The sequence below is a fragment of the Aquibacillus halophilus genome (genome assembly GCF_009649745.1).
Lineage (GTDB): Bacteria > Bacillota > Bacilli > Bacillales > Amphibacillaceae > Aquibacillus > Aquibacillus halophilus.
In genome coordinates this window covers 19,483-39,041 of sequence record NZ_WJNG01000022.1, presented here as the reverse complement: position 1 = coordinate 39,041, position 19,559 = coordinate 19,483, and the positions used below count along the sequence as shown (strand labels likewise).

Sequence of the window (19,559 nt, the reverse complement as noted above, 5' to 3'; positions counted from 1 at the left end):
TAGTAAATGAATAACTTGATGGTCCAAATAAAGCGCTTTTATCTGGTTCTTTACTTTTTGGATTGTTAGGTTTGTAAGTTTCTAGGGGGAGGCATTATGGAAGGGATTAAAGACTATTTAAAATCACAGGATGATATTTACTCAATAATTAGTGGAGTGTCATCAGGTTTAACAGAACAGCTCGTAGCAGGTCTATCTGGTTCAGCAAGGGGGTTACTCACTTCGTTGATTAGTGAATCAATGAACAAACCAATATTACTTGTAACTCACCAATTAATGCAAGCTCAACAGTTATATGAAGATCTTAACGAGATTTCTGATAAAAGTAATATCTACCTTTATCCAGTCAATGAATTAGTAACTACCGAAATTGCAATTGCTAGTCCGGAACTCAAGAGTCAAAGAATTGAGGCATTAACAAATTGGTCAACAAATAGTAAGGGCATTTTAATTGCCCCTGTAGCCGCATTGAAAAGAATATTACCCCCCTCTACCTATTGGGAGAAATATCAACTAGATTTTAAGGTTGAGCAAGAAATTGATATGGATAATTACTTAAATTCATTAATTGAAATGGGATATGAACGAGTGGAAATGGTCTCAACTCCTGGTGAATTTAGTATTCGTGGCGGAATAATAGATATATATCCTGTGACAGAGATGAATCCGATTAGGGTGGAACTATTTGATACTGAAGTAGATTCTATTAGATACTTTGATTCAGAGAGCCAACGATCGTTGGAGAAGGTTGAACAGGTATCTGTTGGTCCAGCTACAGAGCTATTATTAACGTCAAATGACATGGTAAGAGGCACACAAAGACTAGAACAAGAGCTAGCAGAGTCGTTAAAAAAACTAAATAATAAAGAAGAGAAGGAAAAATTATCAGAATCAATTCAATATGATATTGAACGTTTAAAACAAATGAATCGTTTTCAAGAGATGTACAAGTATGCTTTCTATTTTTATGAGAAGCCTGCTAGTTTATTAGACTACCTTCCAAAGGACGGGCTTATCATATTGGATGAAATGAGTAGAATCCAAGAAACTGCTATAAGACTTGATGAAGAGGAAGCGGAGTGGCATCACAGTGTATTGCAGTCGAATCAAATGGTGAGGAATTTATCTATTTCCTATGATTGGCATGATGTTTGGTCCAAGATGGAGCAGCCAAGACTATATTTATCTGTTTTTTTACGACACATACCTAATACAAACCCACAAAATATCGTCAATATGTCATGTCGGGCCATGCAACAATTCCATGGTCAAATGAATTTGTTACAAAATGAAATTTCGAGATGGAATAAGAGTGATTATTCTGTTCTTATTTTTGCGCCTAATCAAAAAAGGGCAGAAAAAATACAATCTATTCTTGCTGACTATGATATGGAGGCTGAAACAGCCGATAGTGACGTAACACTACCTGTCTCTAAACCAACCATAGTAATAGATAATTTAAGTAGTGGGTTTGAACTTCCAATGCATAAGCTAGCTATTTTAACTGAGAGTGAGCTTTTTAAGAAAAGAACTGTTCGACCAAAAAGAAAGCAAAAGATATCAAATGCAGAAAGAATAAAAAGCTATCAAGAATTGAAGGTCGGAGATTACGTTGTACATGCAAACCATGGAATAGGTAAATATTTAGGGATTGAAACACTGGAAGTCAATAGCTTACATAAAGATTTTATGTTAATAAAATATTCAGGTGATGATAAGTTATTTGTGCCAATTGACCAGATTGATTTAGTACAGAAATATGTAGGTTCTGAGAGTAAGGAGCCGAAGCTTTATAAGTTAGGCGGTAGTGAGTGGAAGAAGGTAAAACGAAAAGTACAGTCAACTGTTGAAGATATTGCAGATGATTTAATAAAGCTTTATGCAGAAAGAGAAGCAACAAAGGGCTATGCCTTTTCTGAGGATACATTGATGCAAAGAGAGTTTGAGGATTCTTTCTCTTACCAAGAAACAGAAGATCAATTAAGATGTGTTGATGAAATTAAAAAAGATATGGAACGTATCCGGCCAATGGATCGATTACTATGTGGTGATGTAGGTTATGGTAAGACAGAGGTAGCAATAAGAGCTGCTTTTAAGGCTATTGCAGATGGAAAACAGGTTGCCATCCTTGTACCTACAACTATACTTGCACAGCAGCATTACGAAACAATTATGGAACGTTTCCAAGACCATGCAGTAAATATTGGACTTTTAAGCCGTTTTCGAACAAGAAAACAACAAAATGAAACGTTGGCCGGTCTAGAAAAGGGACTTGTTGATATTGTGATTGGAACTCATCGACTACTTTCAAAGGACGTGGAATATAAAAACATAGGATTGCTTATTGTAGATGAGGAGCAACGATTTGGGGTAAAACACAAGGAAAAAATAAAACAGTTAAAGACTAACGTAGACGTGTTAACATTAACTGCAACCCCAATTCCACGCACGTTACATATGTCTATGCTGGGTGTGAGAGACTTATCTGTCATTGAGACACCTCCAGAAAATAGATTTCCGATTCAAACTTATGTTTTAGAGTATAACCCAGTATTCTTACGAGAAGCGATTGAAAGAGAGATGGCACGTGGAGGTCAAACCTTTTTCCTATATAATCGGGTAGATAACATTGAGAGAATGGCCCAGGAAATTTCAGCACTAGTCGATGATGCTCGTGTTGCTTTTGCTCATGGACAGATGAATGAATCTGAGTTAGAAAATGTCATGTTTTCGTTTCTTGAAGGCGAGTATGATGTGTTAGTAAGCACAACCATTATTGAAACGGGCGTAGATATACCAAACGTAAACACCTTAATCGTTTATAACGCAGATCGTATGGGGCTAAGTCAGTTGTATCAACTAAGAGGGAGAGTAGGCAGATCCAATCGTGTCGCTTATGCTTATTTTACGTATCAGAAAGACAAAGTTTTAACAGAAGTAGCAGAAAAACGATTACAAGCCATCAAGGAATTTACAGAGCTTGGATCAGGCTTTAAAATTGCCATGCGTGATTTATCGATTCGAGGGGCAGGTAATTTACTAGGTTCTCAACAACATGGTTTTATTGACTCTGTCGGCTTTGATATGTACTCACAAATGCTGACAGAAGCAATAGAAGCACGAAAAGAAGGAAAAGATTCCGAAGTGAGTAAACCTTTTGAAGTAGAATTAGATCTAAAGCTTGATGCTTATATCCCCAACAGCTACATTGATGATGAAAAACAAAAAATTGAAATGTATAAACGCTTTCAAGCAATTACAACACAAGAAGATGTTCATGATTTAAGGGATGAATTAATTGATCGTTTTGGAGATTATCCTGATGAAGTAACTAACTTGTTTCATGTATCATCGATTAAAGTTTTTGCAAAACAACATCGTGTTGAATCAATAAGTGAGAAAAATAATAAAGTTGAAATACTAATAGAAGATGAAGCAAGCCAAAAACTAGATGGCGCCAAGTTGTTTGAACTTGCTAATAAGTATGGACGAATGATCCAGCTTGGAACAGAGGAAAGAAGACTAAAGGTCGTATTCGTCTGGGATAAACAATCAAAAGTTAAAAGATATGAAATTGTAGAGGAGTTTATTCACGGATTAAAGGATATGAAAAGAGAATAAAAATGTGGTGATGGGGTTTTTGAATAAATAATGCACAATAAAATATTTGAATAAATGTATAGCTTATGACCGTGTGATTTATACTAATACCCACAACTGGTTAATTCTGCTTTTACATTTTCTTATTGACCAGGTAGATCATCAAAGAAAGGAAGTCTACGCAGATATGAAAGCAACAGGAATTGTACGTCGAATTGATGATTTGGGTAGAGTAGTCATTCCAAAAGAGATTAGAAGAACTTTGCGCATTCGTGAGGGAGATCCCTTGGAAATATTTGTGGATCGTGAAGGTGAGGTCATTTTAAAAAAGTATTCTCCAATTAGTGAATTAGGTGATTTTGCTAAAGAGTATGCCGATGCATTATTTGATTCACTGGGTTCACCAGTATTTATTTGTGATCGAGACGAATTTATAGCTATATCTGGAGAGTCAAAAAAAGAGTACTTAGGAAAAAATATAGGTAAGGAATTAGAAAAGGCTATGGAAGACCGCACTGCCCTCTCAGAAACAGAAGAAACAACAATAGAAATTGTGGACGGAAATGAAGAAAGAATAGCATCTTATGTATTAAGCCCGGTAATCGCAAATGGTGATCCAATTGGCTGTGTTATGATCATATCAAAGGAAAATAAACTCAGCACAGTTGAAGAAAAAGCAGTTGAGACAGCCGCAAGCTTTTTAGCAAGACAAATGGAATAAACTTCATAGCAAGATCTGGGTTGACTTAAAAGGGATATCCTTTTGTTCTGTCAGCCCTTTTTGCTTCACTAGAGAAGAATATAAGATGTAAAGATAGGGACAAAAGTTCAGGGTGTTTTACCTCAACTAATTTTAAACTAGCTAATCCTCTCTTAAAATTGGGGGGATTTTTATATGGAGTTTTTCGTTTTTCTCGTTGTGGTATAATTACAATGATTGGAAAAAGTGTAATGGCTGTAGTAGCCAAAAAGAAAGGCCGTACATAATGGAGAATGAAAAAGTAACCAAACAACTTTTTAAGGGTGCTTTATTACTTACATTTACTGGGTTGTTAAGTAAAATACTTAGTGCAGGATACCGGATTCCACTACAGAATATAACAGGGGATCTGGGCTTTTATATTTATCAACAAATTTATCCGTTTCTAGGAATAGCTTTAATGCTTTCTTTATATGGATTTCCGACAGCAGTATCTAAGCTTGTCGCGGAGCACAAGGATAATGGAATAGGACTCTCAATATCCTCATTTTATCTGCCTGTCTTTGGTATATTATGTGTGATAAATGGAGTACTCTTTATGGGTATATATATGAATGCAGGATTAATAGCATCAACGATGGGCGATGCTAAGTTAGAAGGCCCTTTACGAGTGGCTGCTATGGCATTTTTATTTGTGCCGTTTACCTCTATAATACGAGGGGTGTTTCAAGGTTTAAATGATATGAAACCAACAGCTCTATCCCAAATTATTGAACAAGTAGTAAGGGTAGCCATTATATTGATTACAGCAGTACTACTAGTTAAGCAAGGAAAGAATATTTATCAAATAGGAACCGGTGCGGCTTTTGGTTCAATTGTGGGTGCATCTATCGCTGGATTACTTCTCTTGACTATTTGGTATAAACGAAAGCCGTTTGAAAGTAAACCTTACTCTTTTCATTGGATATTTTATTTAAGACCAATAGTACTATATGGCTTTTTGATTAGTGTTAACCACATGTTACTGTTATTACTGCAATTTTCTGATGCCTTTACTTTAATTCCAAATCTGATTGAATATGGGTATAGTGAAGATCAAGCAAAAATATGGAAAGGTATTTTTGATAGAGGGCAACCGCTTATCCAATTAGGTACTGTGTTAGGGTCATCAATTGCATTGGCGATTGTACCAACAATTACCAGAAAAAGACTAGAACAATCCCCTGATCAATTTATATCGCACATTCAAAGTGCTTTAAAATTTAGTTTTTATATTTCGGTAGCTGCAACTGTCGGATTAATCGGAATCTTTCCACATGCGAATGTATTATTATTTGAGAATGCAGAAGGAAGCTTTAGTCTACGCATTTTGTCTTTAGCTATATTGTTTAGTTCTTTAATTATAACAACCGCTTCTATTTTGCAAGGTTTAGGCTATGTTTATCATACGGCTTTGTACGTGATGATTGGGCTAGTAATCAAGTGGTTGATTAATTCATGGTTAATACCTATCTACGGTATTACTGGAAGTGCCGTGGCTACTGTTGTTAGTGTGTTGATTGTTTTGCTTCTTAATATACAACAACTAAAAAAAGTTTTACCTAGAACAAAATTATTATCCATTCATTGGGGTGCTTTTTTAATTGCAACATCGGTATTAATTTTATTCTTATTCATAATGAATCAATATATATTTTACTTTATCGAGGTATCATCTCGTTTTGAATGTCTAGGATTTGTTTTACTTGTAAGTTCCCTAGGTGCAGTAGGTTACCTTGTATTATTAGTCAAATGGAACGGTTTTACTGACAAAGAATTAAGCGCCTTTCCCTTTGGTGAACTATTCGTTGAACTTAAACATAGGAGGAAATGGTAAATGGAAAATACAATTGAGATAATTGGTCTTGGTGCTGGTGATATTAATCAATTACCGCTAGGAATATACCGAAAACTTGTTGGACACAATCAAGCTATTCACGTTCGGACAATTGATCATCCTGTTGTTAAAACCCTTCAAGAAGAAGGGGTTGAATTTGTTTCCTATGACTCGGTATATGTCCAACAAGGACAATTTGAAACAGTTTATAAAGAAATTGTTTCTCAGTTACTCGCGGAAGCTAAAGAAAACTCGATTATCTATGCTGTTCCAGGTCACCCAATGTTAGCTGAAAAAACGGTACAATTACTTTTAGAGCAAAAGGAAATTACTGTTAACCTTATTGGTGGCCAGAGTTACTTGGATGATCTATTCTCAGCATTGAAAATAGATCCAATAGAGGGCTTTCAATTTCTAGATGCAACGGCTTTTAAAAGAAATCAATTGGAATATCGTCACCATCTCGTTTTTTGTCAAGTGTATGACTCCTTTGTCGCTTCAGAAGTTAAGCTTAGTTTACTAGAGGATTTGTCTCCTGAACATCCAGTCACAATTGTGGAAGCAGTAGGTAGTAAGCAGGAAAGGTTAGTTACTATCCCTTTAGTCGAGCTTGATCAAACTGTGAAATTAAGTAATTTAACAAGTGTCTATGTCCCACCCGTAACAGGCGAGGAATTAAATAATCAATTCTATCGACTTAGAGAGGTTATTGCTCAGTTAAGGGGTCCTAATGGTTGTCCCTGGGATAAAAAACAAACACATGAATCACTAAGAAAATACTTGATTGAAGAAGCCTATGAATTTATCGAAGCAGTGAATAATGCTGATGATGATGGTATGATTGAGGAAATTGGTGACGTGTTATTACAGGTGATGCTACATAGTCAAATTGGTGAAGATGAAGGATTTTTTACTATTGATGACGTAATAGTTACATTAACTGAAAAAATGATTCGTCGACATCCTCATGTATTTGGGAGTAAAAATGTTGAAACAGCTGAAGAGGTTGTAGAAAACTGGGAACAGATAAAGCGTCAAGAAAAAGGTGAACAACCAAAATCATTAGTTGATGATATAGCAGTTGATTTGCCAGAATTGTTGAGAGCTGAAGAAATACAAAAGAGAGCAGCAAAAGCGGGATTTGATTGGGATAATCCCGTACCAATATGGGCTAAAATTCATGAAGAGTTAGAGGAAGTGCAGGATGCCATTGAAGCAGAGGATTTAGAAGAGGTTGAGAAGGAATTAGGAGATGTTCTATTTGCTATTGTAAATCTTGCAAGATATTATAAAATCAATCCAGAGCTAGCACTAAACAGAACAAACTTAAAATTCAAAACAAGGTTTCAATTCATTGAAGAAAAGGTAAGAGAATTAAACCTAACGATGGAAGAAATGTCGTTAAACGAGCTAGATGAATTTTGGAATAAAGCTAAAAGGAATTAAATAGAATAAATGAAAAGGAAGTGACTTATCCAAATGAGATTAGATAAGTTTTTGAAGGTTTCTAGGTTAATTAAAAGACGTACACTCGCTAAAGAAGTTGCCGACCAAGGAAGAATTGTAATTAATGGTAACCAAGCAAAAGCCTCATCAACAGTAGCTGTAGGAGATGAATTAACGATTCAATTCGGTCAAAAGCTCTTAACGATTCAAGTGGAATCATTGAGAGAAGCTGTTAAAAAGGATGAAGCGGCCACATTGTACAAAGTAAAAAAAGAGGAAGCTGTTAAATAGATTAAATTATTTAGTAGAGCATTTTCTATATTATTTGTTCTAAACTTGTCCCTCCCCTCATAAATTATAACGATAAAGGGAGGGCTGTATATGAATTACTATGAAAATAATCCTTCTATTAGACCACCACAGACAGAGCACTTCATAAAGATGAATAATAGAAGAAACTTAGAAATAAGTGGTGTAAAAGAAGTTGATAGTTTTGATAATGAAGAGTTTCTTTTGCAAACTGTTATGGGCTATCTAATTGTTCGTGGTGAAAACTTGCAAATGAAAAACCTGGATGTTGAAAAAGGTAATGTATCAATTAAAGGTAAAATTTACGAGCTTTCTTACTTGGATGAACAACATGGGGAGAAGGCTAAAGGATTCTTTAGCAAGCTGTTTAAATGACACTCTCCATTCAATTCTTCACTATTATTTCCATGATTGCTGGAGGATTATATTTAGGCGCAGCAATAGATACTTTTCGTAGATTTGAATTTTATTGGAAGAAGCGCATAATTTTCTCCTACATTATAGAGATTTGTTTTTGGTTATTGCAAACACTGATTTTATTTTATCTATTATATTTGGTAAATCAAGGAGAATTGCGCTTCTACATTCTTTTAGCGCTCTTGTGTGGATATGCCGCATATAAAAGCGTGTTTGAGAAGACATATAGAAACATATTGGAGAAGCTAATTTCTACTAGTATTTCAATCTATTACTTTTTCTATCGTTTAGTACAAGCTATAATTGTTAGGCCAGTAATACTATTGTTTAATTTTCTTGTCGCTGTATTCATATGGATCTGGGGTATTGTTCTAACTTTACTATGGTTAATAATTAGGGTTTTATGGTACCCTGTTAAATTAGTCTCCAAGCTAATTTGGTTTCTAACACCTAACGTCGTAAAAAAATACTTTATCTATCTTGCAGGATTTTATAATAAAATCAAGAATACTATAAGAAAATGGTGGAATGAGTTCAGAAGCTAAAGGGGGTAACTAGTCGGTGTCTAAAAAAGTAAAAAATATAGCAAAGATTGAATCAAACTATGTGAAAAATTATGATGCATATTTAGAAAGACAAAAGAAGAAAAATAAACGCTTACACCGCCGCCTAGTACTTTTTACTATCGTGGCAATGATTACGTTTGGAACTATTATTGCATATAATTTAAATCAACGTACTCTTTATTCAAATAAGCAAGAAGAACTTGAAGAACTTGAAGAGCGAATGACTTCCCTTAAAGAAGAAGAAAAAGGTTTAAAACAGGAAATAGAGTTATTGAATGATGAGGAATATGTATTACAAATAGCGCGTACTAATTATTTCTTTTCTAAAGAAGGAGAACTAATTTTCAAATTGCCAGAACAAGACTCATCATATTGACACGCTTTTACCTGCATATATATAATATATAGGAAGGATATCTTTTTCTGCACTTGCTGGATTTTATTATTTAAAATTCGTATCAAGTTTAAGAGAAAGTCAACCCTTTCGTCATAGTCGCTCGTAGTAGGCTAGTTTGTCTAAAATTTTAAGGAGGAGCATTTTTTTTATGTCAATCGAAGTAGGCAGCAAGTTGCAGGGTAAGGTAACGGGTATTACTAATTTTGGGGCATTTGTTGAACTTCAAGGTGGATCAACAGGACTTGTTCATATTAGTGAAGTTGCCGATAACTATGTTAAAGATATTAATGAACATTTGACTGTTGGTGAGGAAGTAACAGTTAAGGTTATTAATGTTGGAAAAGATGGAAAGATAGGGTTATCTATTAAGAAGGCAAAAGATAATCCTAATCCTAAGTCCGGACGCCATAAAAGCAACCCGAAAAACAACCGCAATGGAGGCGGCGACCGAACGGAGTCATTTGAAGCGAAAATGAACCGTTTCCTTAAAGATTCTGAAGATCGTCTAGCATCTTTAAAGAAACAAACTGAATCCAAACGCGGAGGTCGAGGTGCTAAAAAAGGATAACTTGCTGTCTATAAAGAGAGTCCTATAAAGAATGTAAATGCCTTGGTTATATTAATTAATAAAAAGCTGATACCTACGTTGGGGATCAGCTTTTCTGTTTTAGTCTGTTTTCTAAAGATTGATGTTTTTACACAATGTCTATAGAATGCGGCGTAACTTTTTAAAATTTTATTTATATACTTTTTCTTAATCGACTGCAATGTTGATTTGCGCTCCGGGCAGTCGCTTTCCGCGGGCAACGCTTCAACTTCCTCGGAAGAATACCACTTCCTTGAAAAAGGAAAACACTTTTTCTGCGTTCGATGTATCGCTTTCGAAGTTTTTTCTTGTCCTACGGGATTTTCAGCCGTCGCTTTTCCCGCTGGAGTCGACTGACCTGCGCTCCAATCACCATACTATAAGTATAGTTATCAATTTACAACACTATACTAGCCTTGGAAATACACGACACGCAATAAAATTTTCAAATTAATGAGTAGTGATATTTCACTCTTGAACAGAAAGCTATTCTAAGATGCGGATAAACACCCCTTTTTAATTGGAAAAATGCTCATGAAACTTAGACACTATGGGTTTTATTCTTCAATAATCCAGAACACTACTACTAGTGGAGGCAGAATACGTAGACTCCTATGGGAACAGCGCGTTCCGAAGACCCCGGAAGAATCGTTCTTTGATTCTGAGGAGGCTGAGGTCGTGCCCATGGAAAGCGAAGTATTCTGCCGAAACGTTAGTATAGCGCGATTTAACTAGAGTGAAAGAGAGCAAATCAATGCAGAAGTTACGACGCAATTTACATCAACTGCGAATATTAAGAACAACAAAACTTACGAAATGAGCCTTGTTTTATTAAAATTTGTAAATAGTTAAACGGTGCGGTTAAGCAATGCTGCTGTTATCTGATAAAGTTTTTCTTTGTATGGACCATCAGGTAGCTTGTTAAGCTGCTTAATTGCTTTGTCTGTGTATCTCTGGGCAAGTAACAGTGCTTTTTCAACACCTTCATATTTCTTAATTAATTCAGTAAGTGAAACCATATCTTCATCAGTAAGTGACGATTTTTTATCTAATAGCGGTTGGAAAGCACCCGGATTTGCTTGCATTGCATAAATAAGTGGCAGTGTATATATTCCTTGTTTAATATCGGCCATGACTGGTTTCCCCAATGTGTTACAATCCCCTTGATAGTCTAATATGTCATCCATAATTTGAAAAGCCATACCAATGTGATGTCCCATATTCCAAGCGTTCATCGTATGTCGACGAGAAGCCTGACTTTCGATTGCTCCTGAATAACAACTAACCGCAAATAACTGTGCTGTCTTACCTGAAACACGTGATAAATAATCTTTAACTGTAACCGCTGATCGATAACGTGAATCCAATTGCTCTAATTCACCACTCAATATTTTCTCCATGCTCCGGGAGTTAAACTCTAAATGAGCTAAAGAAGTGGCGTGCTTAGACAGTATGGTAAAACAAACGCAGAATAGATAGTCACCGGAATAAATTGCGAATTTATTATCATATTTTGAATGGATGGTAGAGATTCCATGCCGAGTGTCTGCCTCATCAATTACATCATCATGTATAAGTGTAGCCATATGCAATGTTTCTAAAGCTGCAGCAACTGCAATTGCTTTATCCTTATCATTATCAGGTCCAATTTGAGCACATAAAAGAGAATAAGCAGGGCGAAGAAGTTTTCCACCTGAGTGTACTAATTCTTTGATCGTTGTTTCAACGGTTTTATTGTGAACTCGTATATGTGACTCTATTAATTTGAGTACCACAGATAAATCTTCTTTTAAATCTGGATAACCATTCCACATTTGATGTACACGCATAGTAATACCCTCTTTCTTTTAATTAGTCGATTTCTTGTAAATCCCTATAATAATGTAATTTTTCAACATGAGTTAATAAGTAATTGGCAACAATACCAATTGCAATGCCTGATAGTATTCCTACAAGGGATAGGACGGGTAGATAGAGAAGAACAGTCCAAGTTTGTGCAATCCAACTTGCGACAACCAGCTGACCAACATTATGCAGTACCGCACCAGTTGTACTAACACCAATCAGGCTTATTCGTGAGGACCCTAATTTCTTTACACCCCACATACCTAGAAAACTTAATAATGCACCCGATGCACTATACATAAAAGAAGAAATGGTTCCACCCAGTAAGGTCGCTAGAATGATACGGATGGCTACCACCTTACCAGCATCTTTAGTTGATAAGGTGTATAGAGCCATTAGTGTAATAATGTTAGCTAATCCCAGTTTGGCTCCAGGGGCAATGGCAAATGGAAACGGAATAGCTCGTTCTAATAGAGTTATAATTACGGCTTGAGAAGCTAACAATGCAATGTAAACAAGGCGTTGGTTTTTGGTCATTTTCATCAACTTCCAATCTATCAGTTTCTCAAGTAGCTAAGTTAGGAACTAATTATTCAATCATCATTTGACTATCCATTTCGATTACTAGTTTGTAGGTGAAACATACTATTTGTCACCACGTTTGGAGAGACATCCTTTGTAGTTATTTTCGGGAATTAGCTGCTACAGTACTTGCTATTAATAGTTGAAAATAGTAAAGGACAAAAAAGAAATACAGAACGGTGTGTTGATCAGTTAAATTATGGACTCTCACATCTTTTCTCTCCTTTACTATTTTAATAGGATTACTTCCATTACTAGCGAAAGGCATTTTAGCCTTTCGCTGCAATGGTCTGCTTTTTATGTGAAAACATTCACTTGTTAGGATGCTTTTCTACTATTTTTCTTTTGTGTAGCTTTATCGTAATCTGAGTAGATGGCTTGTTCTTTCCCGTACCACCAGTTACCTACTTTTTGTTGTAGGAAAGGTACAACCCAGTAATCTAGACCAAATGTCCGACCAGATCCATTCATTAGTGCGATGGATGCTGGTAATGCCCAAACCTTATCCCAGCCAAGCATTGCAGATAATGTAAACATCACTAGAAACCCTGCACTAGCAGCACTAGCCAGCCAAGTAAATAAACCACCTAAGATTGCTAATCCGATTCCGAGTTCTATGAAAACCATCATTTTTTGCATGATAACAGCCATCTCTGGAGTTGGAAGGACAATCTCCATAAACCACTGAAAGATCCCTGGCATTCTGCTCAAAATTGGTGTTGCCCATTCCGATGCATCAGCAGCTTCACTAGCACCGCTGGTTGTTGATTGTAGCCATTCAAATGGCATCCGGACAGTTGACCCGACTAACCAAGAATCTTCTCCTAGTCCATTAAATAATTTAGGTACATTGGCGAAACTTGATGTAGCTTCTTTCCAGGTTGATTCTCCCCAAATTTTCGCACCTGCTTCTACAAGCCAAAAACCAGCAACGAAAACCCGCAAAGGTAAGCTCCAAAGAACATTGCCATATCGTGTTGAGAAGTTCCGGAAAATGTTGCGTTTGTCTTTGGTGTGGAAAAATTCATGCATGACATATTGGAACATATAATAGCCGCTTCTAATACCAAAGAAATAATACAAATTAACTATGTGTTTCATGAAGTTAGCGAACCATCCACTCAAATGAATTCCACTTAGATCTGCCACTCCGTATCTTGCACCAATGGATACCATAACTCCGTGATACTTACCTTTATATGCTTGTTTTTCCCCACCACTGATCTCTGCAATAATACTCTTGGCTGCTGTCATACCTGTTTGTTCTGCTGCTTCAACTATTTGTGGTGTTGGTTTGCCGGGTTCTTCTTCGTAATAAGCTAAATCACCGATAACATAAACATCATCTAAATCCTCAGATTCCATATACTCATTAACTTTTAATCGGCCTGCACGTCCAGAAGACATTCCATAGTCCTTAGTATCAGAGTTAGCCTTAACACCAGCTGTCCATATTAGTGTATGTGTTGGGATTTCTTCCCCTGATTTTAATAGAATAGCATCAGGTTTTACTTCAACGATGGGAGCATTTTTAAGGATTTTAACTCCTTTTTTCACCAGATATGCTTCAGCCTTGTCAGCATCCCTTCGCTCTAACATGTTTAGGATTGTTGGGGCTGCTTCAACAACATACAATGTGATTTCTTCTTCATCTAACTTATGATCTTTAGCTAGACGACTCTTCCATTCTACTAATTCACCAACCATTTCGATTCCTGTAAATCCTGACCCACAAACAGTAAATGTAAGCATTGCTCTCCGTATTGATTCGTCACTGATTTGTGCTGCGGATTGAACTGTTTTCTCAATGTGTCCGCGTAATTTTACTGCGTCTTCCCAAGACCATAGGGTAAAGGCATGTTCGCCAACGCCAGGCGTACCAAAATCATTTGGCTCCCCGCCCATACCAAGAATTAAGTAATCATAAGAAAAGGATCCTTTTTCAGTAGTAACGGTTTTATTATCATGATCAACATGTGTAACGTTATCTGTGACCAAATTAACCTTTGTTCGATTGAATAGACGACGAAGATCAAATTGAATTGCATCTGGCTCAACACGGTGTGCTGCGACCTCATGAAGCTCAGTCATCATGGTATGGTACGAATGACGGTCAATTAATGTAATAGAAACAGACGGGTCTTTCTTGTACTTTTTGGCCAATTTCTTAGCCGCATGAACACCTGCATAACCAGCGCCAATGATGACAATGTTTTTTTCAGCCATTTCTCATTCACTCCTTTATAATACTTTTTAAACCTCTTATATTGTGAAGTACTGAACAACTAACTTTATTGTAATCCTATAAACATTTACTGTAAATGGTTTTTAAAGATAATAGATAAAAAAGATGTTCAATTGTTCACGAATTAGTAACAAAACATCTTAAACTTAAATGTTCGAAATGTATTCACATAATAATTAATAGCTTTAAACCTAATAACAGTAGGATTTAGTGAACCTTTATCTTGTTTTTGACATCTATAGAGGCTTTAATCCATATAGACAGATGGTTTAGCCAGTGATAAGATTACGGTGTAAATGTGAAATTATTCACAAGTTGTCGTGTAGCCACGAAGATATTATTTTAAATGAATGAGAAACTACTATCCTCATTAGAAAGGTTTTGAGTGAAATGAATAGAAAATATATTTTAGTAGCTTGGCTGATTATACTTATACTAGTTATTGGCTGTAGTCAGACTACCACAACAGAGCTAACGAATAATCCTTACAAGAAAACGGAATTTTTAATGGGAACTATTGTAACAGTGAAGATCTACGATGAAGGAAAAGAGGATGTTCTAGAGCCTGTATTTAAAAAAATACAATCTTTATCAAACCAAATAACAACAAACGAAACCGAATCAGATATTGAAAAGATTAATAAAAATGCTGGAGTCGAACCAGTTATCGTATCAAATGATATATATAGATTAATAGAAGCTGGGAAAACCTATAGTGAGATGTCCGGTGGCTCTTTCGATATATCGATTGGTCCATTAACAAAACTTTGGCATATTGGATATGATGATGCTCGAAAACCCAATCAGCAAGAAATAGATGCAATCCTATCTTTAATAAATTATAAAGATGTTGAACTAAATTCAGAAGAAAGCACTGTTTTTTTAAGGGAAAAAGGTATGAAATTAGATTTAGGTGCAATTGCCAAAGGCTTTATTGCCGATGAAGTTGTAGCAGTCTTGAAGGACCATAATGTAACAACAGCTATTATCGACTTGGGTGGAAACATCTATGTACTTGGAAATAATCCATCAGGCAATGCATGGACTGTTGGTATTCAGAATCCGTTTGCACCAAGGGGAGAAACAGTAGGAAAAATACCGGAAGCCAATAAATCAATCGTAACATCGGGTATCTATGAGCGTTATTTAGAAGTTGATGGAACAAAGTATCATCACCTGTTAAACCCAAAAGACGGCTATCCATTTATGAATGATATTGCAGGAGTAACGATTATTAGTACTGAATCAATTGATGGTGATGCTTTGTCCACCTCAGTATTTTCTAAGGGATTAGAGGGTGGAATGGATTATATAGAATCATTTGACGGAGTAGAAGCTGTTTTTGTAAGTACCGATAAAAAAATATATATAACCTCGGGATTAAAAGAAGTTTTTGAGTTGACGAGTGAAGAGTTTGTGCTAGGTAACTAGTCTAAAGGTTGCTGGAGGTGGGTCAAATGTCGTTATACACATTTTTTAAGTTAGTAGAGATTCAAACCAAAATCGCAAGCGTTTTTCCATTCTTAATTGGAACGTTGTTCGTTATTTATCGTTTTGACATGTTTGAACCTTTAAATACACTGATCTTCTTTGGATCGATGTTGATCTTTGATTTAACAACGACAGCAATTAACAATTATATGGACTATCGCAAAGCTTTGAATCAAAATTACCGAATCGAAAGAAATATCATTGGTCAACAAGACATTCCTGAACGCTTGGTTGTCGCTACTATCATTACAATGTTGGTAATAGCAACTGGACTTGGGGTATGGTTAGTATTTCGAACAGATCTGTTAGTGCTTTTTATCGGTATGATCTGTTTTGCAATTGGTATTTTTTATACTTTTGGGCCTATCCCACTATCCCGGATGCCACTAGGAGAAGTCTTTTCAGGAGCAACGATGGGTTTCGGGATTATTTTCTTAACAGTCTATGTAAATGCATTTGATCAAGGAATTGCTCAATTACTTTGGGAAGGTCGATATGTAAGCTTCTTTGTAGATGTTATTTTAATACTTGAGATTGTATTGATTTCATTACCCTGTGTCTTTACCATTGCTAACCTGATGTTAGCAAATAATATTTGTGATTTGGATGATGACATTGCAAACAAGCGATATACTTTACCTTATTATTTAGGAAAACGTTATTCTATATGGTTGTTTAATGCATTATATGTGGGCTCATTTTTAGCAATAATTATTGCTGCGACACTAGGTTTACTACCAGTAGTTGTTTTACTATCTCTAATTGTTAGTATTCCAGTTTATAAGCATGTTTGTCAGTTTAATAGAAAACAACTGAAGTCGGAAACATTCCAAGTAGCTGTTAAAAATTTAGTGCTTGTTAACGGATCAATAGCAATCATGTTGACCGTATCATTTCTTATTTCATTTTAAAAATGATAAATATCTAATTTAAATTACCTAGAGGTAACTAGGCCAAAAGAGCTTGTATTTCCTAAATGAATGGAAAAAAAGAGGGGGTGAAGGAGATGGGTAAACCTATATTAGAGGTAGAAGAACTGACTTTTAAATATGATAAAAGACTAGAAGAAGAGACGTTATCGGCTGTTTCATTTACTGTTAATAAGGGGGAATGGTTGGCCATAATCGGTGATAATGGGTCTGGTAAATCAACTCTGGCAAAATTATTAGTGGGATTGTTAGAGCCGCAGAAGGGGCGAATTTGTATAGCTGGAACGGAACTTACTGATGATTCCAAATGGGAAGTTAGACGACATATTGGGCTAGTTTTCCAGAACCCTGATAATCAATTCATTGGTACGACAGTTCAGGATGATGTAGCTTTTGGTTTGGAGAATGTAAATATGTCGTATGAAGAAATGGTGCCAAGAGTCAACGAGGCTCTTCGGATGGTAGAAATGTCAGCCTTTTGCGAACATGATCCATCTCGTTTATCTGGTGGCCAGAAACAAAGGGTTGCAATCGCTGGAATTCTCGCTTTAAAGCCTTCTATTATTGTATTAGATGAATCATTGGTAATGTTAGATCCCAAAAGCCGGCGTGAATTACTTTCAACACTAAATCAGTTAAAACACAAAGAGTCTTTAACTATTATTTCGATTACTCATGATATGAACGAGGCTGCTGTGTCAGACAGGATAATGATGATGAAATCTGGAAGAGTACTGAAAAGCGGACCACCTGCACAAATTTTTATAGAAGAGCAACAATTAGAACCTCCATTTGTTGAACGGCTAAAGCGGGAATTAGAGAACAAGGGAAAGGAAGTTCCCAAAGCGTACACGACAGAAGAAGAGATGGTGAAATGGCTATGCAAATCTTGTTTGATGGTGTAACGGCAGATTATCAACTAGGTCCAATTCGCAGTCCAAGAGTGTTGAAATCTATAAATCTAGAAGTAAAACCGGGGTCATTTACAGCTATTATTGGCCATACCGGTTCAGGTAAATCGAGCTTGTTGAAAGCAATGAATGGGTTGTTAATTCCGAGTGAGGGTTACGTGGAGGTAGGCAATACTATAATTAAATCAAGTAATAACAAGCGAGCATTAAAAACCGTGAGGAAACAAGTGGGGATGGTTTTTCAGTTCCCAGAATCGCAATTGTTTGGGGAAACGGTGGAACAGGATATTTGTTTTGGGCCATTAAACTTTGGAGTTCCCTTATCACAAGCAAAAGAAATAGCTAAAGAAGTGGTGCAACAGGTAGGCCTAGACCCTACTATTCTTTCAAAATCTCCGTTCTCCTTATCAGGTGGTCAAAAACGACGTGTTGCTATTGCTGGAATTTTAGCTATGAATCCTAAAGTGCTCGTCTTAGATGAACCAGGGGCGGGACTCGATCCAGTTGGAAAAAAAGAAATATTAAATTTAATTTCATCGTGGCATCATGAACGGGGTTTGACAACGTTATTGGTAACTCATGATATGGATGATGTTGCAACATATGCTGAAAATGTAATTGTTATGGAAAATGGAAGAATCGTTATGCATGACGACAAACGAAGCGTTTTTTCTAATGAACAGCAATTGATTAACTGGCATGTGGATGTTCCTGATGCAAGGCGTTTTCAATTAAAAATCGAACAAGAAATGGGAATTAAATTTGGTCAAGTTTGTTTAACCACTGAAGAATTAACTGAGGCATTGATAGAGGTGGGTCTAGTATGAATAAATTAATTTTGGGGCGCTACTTTCCAGGTGAATCATGGATGCATCATCTAGACCCAAGATCTAAACTACTTGCAGCTGCATATTTTATTTTAGTAATTTTCTTAGCAAATAATTGGCAGACTTATCTATTGTTGTGGGTATTCACTATTTTTGTTTTGTATTCATCCAATGTAAGCTTTAGTGTTTACTTACGCGGGGTTCGACCTTTGTTATGGCTTATCTTATTTACAGTTTTTTTGCAGGTTTTGTTTACTGGAGGAGGAGTTATCTACCTAGAGTGGGGTCCTATAACAATTTCTGAATTTGGTTTACTTAATGGTGCCTATATCTTTTGCCGTTTTGTGATGATTATTTTGATTTCAACAGCAGTAACGTTGACAACAAAACCGATTGATCTAACGGACGGAATAAATGCTTTACTACGTCCGTTAAGGAAGCTGAAGGTTCCAGTTGATGAATTATCCTTGATGCTATCGATTTCATTACGTTTTGTTCCAAACTTATTGGATGAAACGCAAAAGGTCATGGATGCCCAACGAGCTAGGGGAACTGAATTTGGGGCGGGTTCACTTTTACAACAAATGAAAACGTTGGTACCAATTTTTCTTCCTCTATTTGCAAGCTCATTAAACCGTGCTGAGGATATGGCAAATGTTATGGAGGTGAGAGGCTATCAATCGGGTGAAAAGAGGTCAACATTTCGACAGCTTAGTTGGGGGATTCGGGATACTGCATCCTTATTAATCATGCTTCTGCTAACAATTTCCATGATTTGGCTAAGAACGGAAACAACAGGTTATTAAATTAGTACCATAAAAAAACGATTTCT

At 36.1% G+C, this 19,559-nt stretch carries 17 protein-coding genes; 14 read left to right on the top strand and 3 right to left on the bottom strand.

The window, feature by feature from the left end; genetic code table 11:
- Nucleotides 1–96: 96 nt before the first annotated feature.
- The 9 genes from mfd (at nt 97) to GH741_RS20260 (ending at nt 9,879) form a co-directional block, all read left to right on the top strand.
- Nucleotides 97–3,621, top strand: coding sequence for a transcription-repair coupling factor (gene mfd, locus GH741_RS20300; RefSeq protein WP_153738585.1), 3,525 nt, complete (start codon nt 97–99; stop codon nt 3,619–3,621).
- A 166-nt stretch (nt 3,622–3,787) separates the two neighbouring features.
- Nucleotides 3,788–4,321: a stage V sporulation protein T gene (gene spoVT / locus GH741_RS20295; protein ID WP_153738611.1), complete on the top strand. Its 534-nt coding sequence runs from the start codon at nt 3,788–3,790 to the stop codon at nt 4,319–4,321.
- Between the two features lie 265 nt (nt 4,322–4,586).
- Nucleotides 4,587–6,176 carry a putative polysaccharide biosynthesis protein gene (locus tag GH741_RS20290; protein ID WP_170287675.1) on the top strand — a complete coding sequence of 530 codons (1,590 nt, stop codon included), beginning with the start codon at nt 4,587–4,589 and terminating at the stop codon, nt 6,174–6,176.
- Nucleotides 6,177–7,622 (top strand): bifunctional methyltransferase/pyrophosphohydrolase YabN, encoded by a 1,446-nt coding sequence (gene yabN, locus GH741_RS20285; protein WP_153738583.1) that lies wholly within the window; start codon nt 6,177–6,179, stop codon nt 7,620–7,622.
- Between the two features lie 33 nt (nt 7,623–7,655).
- Nucleotides 7,656–7,913 carry an RNA-binding S4 domain-containing protein gene (locus tag GH741_RS20280; RefSeq protein WP_153738582.1) on the top strand — a complete coding sequence of 86 codons (258 nt, stop codon included), beginning with the start codon at nt 7,656–7,658 and terminating at the stop codon, nt 7,911–7,913.
- A gap of 90 nt (nt 7,914–8,003) precedes the next feature.
- Nucleotides 8,004–8,306, top strand: a complete 303-nt coding sequence (gene yabP, locus GH741_RS20275) for a sporulation protein YabP (RefSeq protein ID WP_153738581.1) — start codon at nt 8,004–8,006, stop codon at nt 8,304–8,306.
- A complete protein-coding gene (gene yabQ / locus GH741_RS22460) occupies nt 8,303–8,893 on the top strand; it encodes a spore cortex biosynthesis protein YabQ (RefSeq protein ID WP_153738580.1) in 591 nt (196 codons plus the stop codon). The genes yabP and yabQ overlap by 4 nt, the downstream gene beginning before the upstream one ends.
- Nucleotides 8,894–8,909: 16 nt before the next feature.
- Complete coding sequence (locus tag GH741_RS20265; RefSeq protein ID WP_338079587.1) at nt 8,910–9,290, top strand: FtsB family cell division protein; 381 nt, start codon at nt 8,910–8,912, stop codon at nt 9,288–9,290.
- 169 nt (nt 9,291–9,459) lie between these two features.
- Nucleotides 9,460–9,879: a S1 domain-containing RNA-binding protein gene (locus tag GH741_RS20260; RefSeq protein ID WP_153738579.1), complete on the top strand. Its 420-nt coding sequence runs from the start codon at nt 9,460–9,462 to the stop codon at nt 9,877–9,879.
- Between the two features lie 866 nt (nt 9,880–10,745).
- On the opposite strand, the gene GH741_RS20255 is transcribed toward GH741_RS20260, so the two are convergent.
- The 3 genes from GH741_RS20255 to GH741_RS20245 form a co-directional block, all read right to left on the bottom strand.
- On the bottom strand, nt 10,746–11,726 hold the full coding sequence (locus GH741_RS20255) for a polyprenyl synthetase family protein (protein ID WP_153738578.1): 981 nt from the start codon (nt 11,724–11,726) through the stop codon (nt 10,746–10,748).
- A 22-nt stretch (nt 11,727–11,748) separates the two neighbouring features.
- A complete protein-coding gene (locus GH741_RS20250; protein WP_153738577.1) occupies nt 11,749–12,279 on the bottom strand; it encodes a Gx transporter family protein in 531 nt (176 codons plus the stop codon).
- 363 nt (nt 12,280–12,642) lie between these two features.
- The gene (locus GH741_RS20245; RefSeq protein WP_153738576.1) at nt 12,643–14,550 is read right to left on the bottom strand and encodes an FAD-dependent oxidoreductase; all 1,908 of its coding nucleotides are present in this window, start codon (nt 14,548–14,550) and stop codon (nt 12,643–12,645) included.
- Between the two features lie 409 nt (nt 14,551–14,959).
- Here GH741_RS20245 and GH741_RS20240 point away from each other — a divergent pair, with 409 nt between their 5' ends.
- The 5 genes from GH741_RS20240 to GH741_RS20220 all read left to right on the top strand — a co-directional run bounded on the left by GH741_RS20240 (nt 14,960) and on the right by GH741_RS20220 (nt 19,533).
- Entirely contained in the window at nt 14,960–16,000 is a 1,041-nt protein-coding gene (locus tag GH741_RS20240; RefSeq protein WP_153738575.1) for an FAD:protein FMN transferase, read from the top strand.
- A gap of 26 nt (nt 16,001–16,026) precedes the next feature.
- The gene (menA, locus tag GH741_RS20235) at nt 16,027–16,971 is read left to right on the top strand and encodes a 1,4-dihydroxy-2-naphthoate polyprenyltransferase (RefSeq protein ID WP_153738574.1); all 945 of its coding nucleotides are present in this window, start codon (nt 16,027–16,029) and stop codon (nt 16,969–16,971) included.
- A gap of 95 nt (nt 16,972–17,066) precedes the next feature.
- Entirely contained in the window at nt 17,067–17,894 is an 828-nt protein-coding gene (locus GH741_RS20230) for an energy-coupling factor transporter ATPase (RefSeq protein ID WP_153738573.1), read from the top strand.
- A complete protein-coding gene (locus GH741_RS20225) occupies nt 17,864–18,727 on the top strand; it encodes an energy-coupling factor transporter ATPase (RefSeq protein ID WP_338079586.1) in 864 nt (287 codons plus the stop codon). Before GH741_RS20230 ends, GH741_RS20225 begins: the two co-directional genes overlap by 31 nt.
- Nucleotides 18,724–19,533, top strand: coding sequence for an energy-coupling factor transporter transmembrane component T family protein (locus tag GH741_RS20220; RefSeq protein WP_153738572.1), 810 nt, complete (start codon nt 18,724–18,726; stop codon nt 19,531–19,533). Before GH741_RS20225 ends, GH741_RS20220 begins: the two co-directional genes overlap by 4 nt.
- The last annotated feature ends 26 nt before the right edge of the window (nt 19,534–19,559 follow it).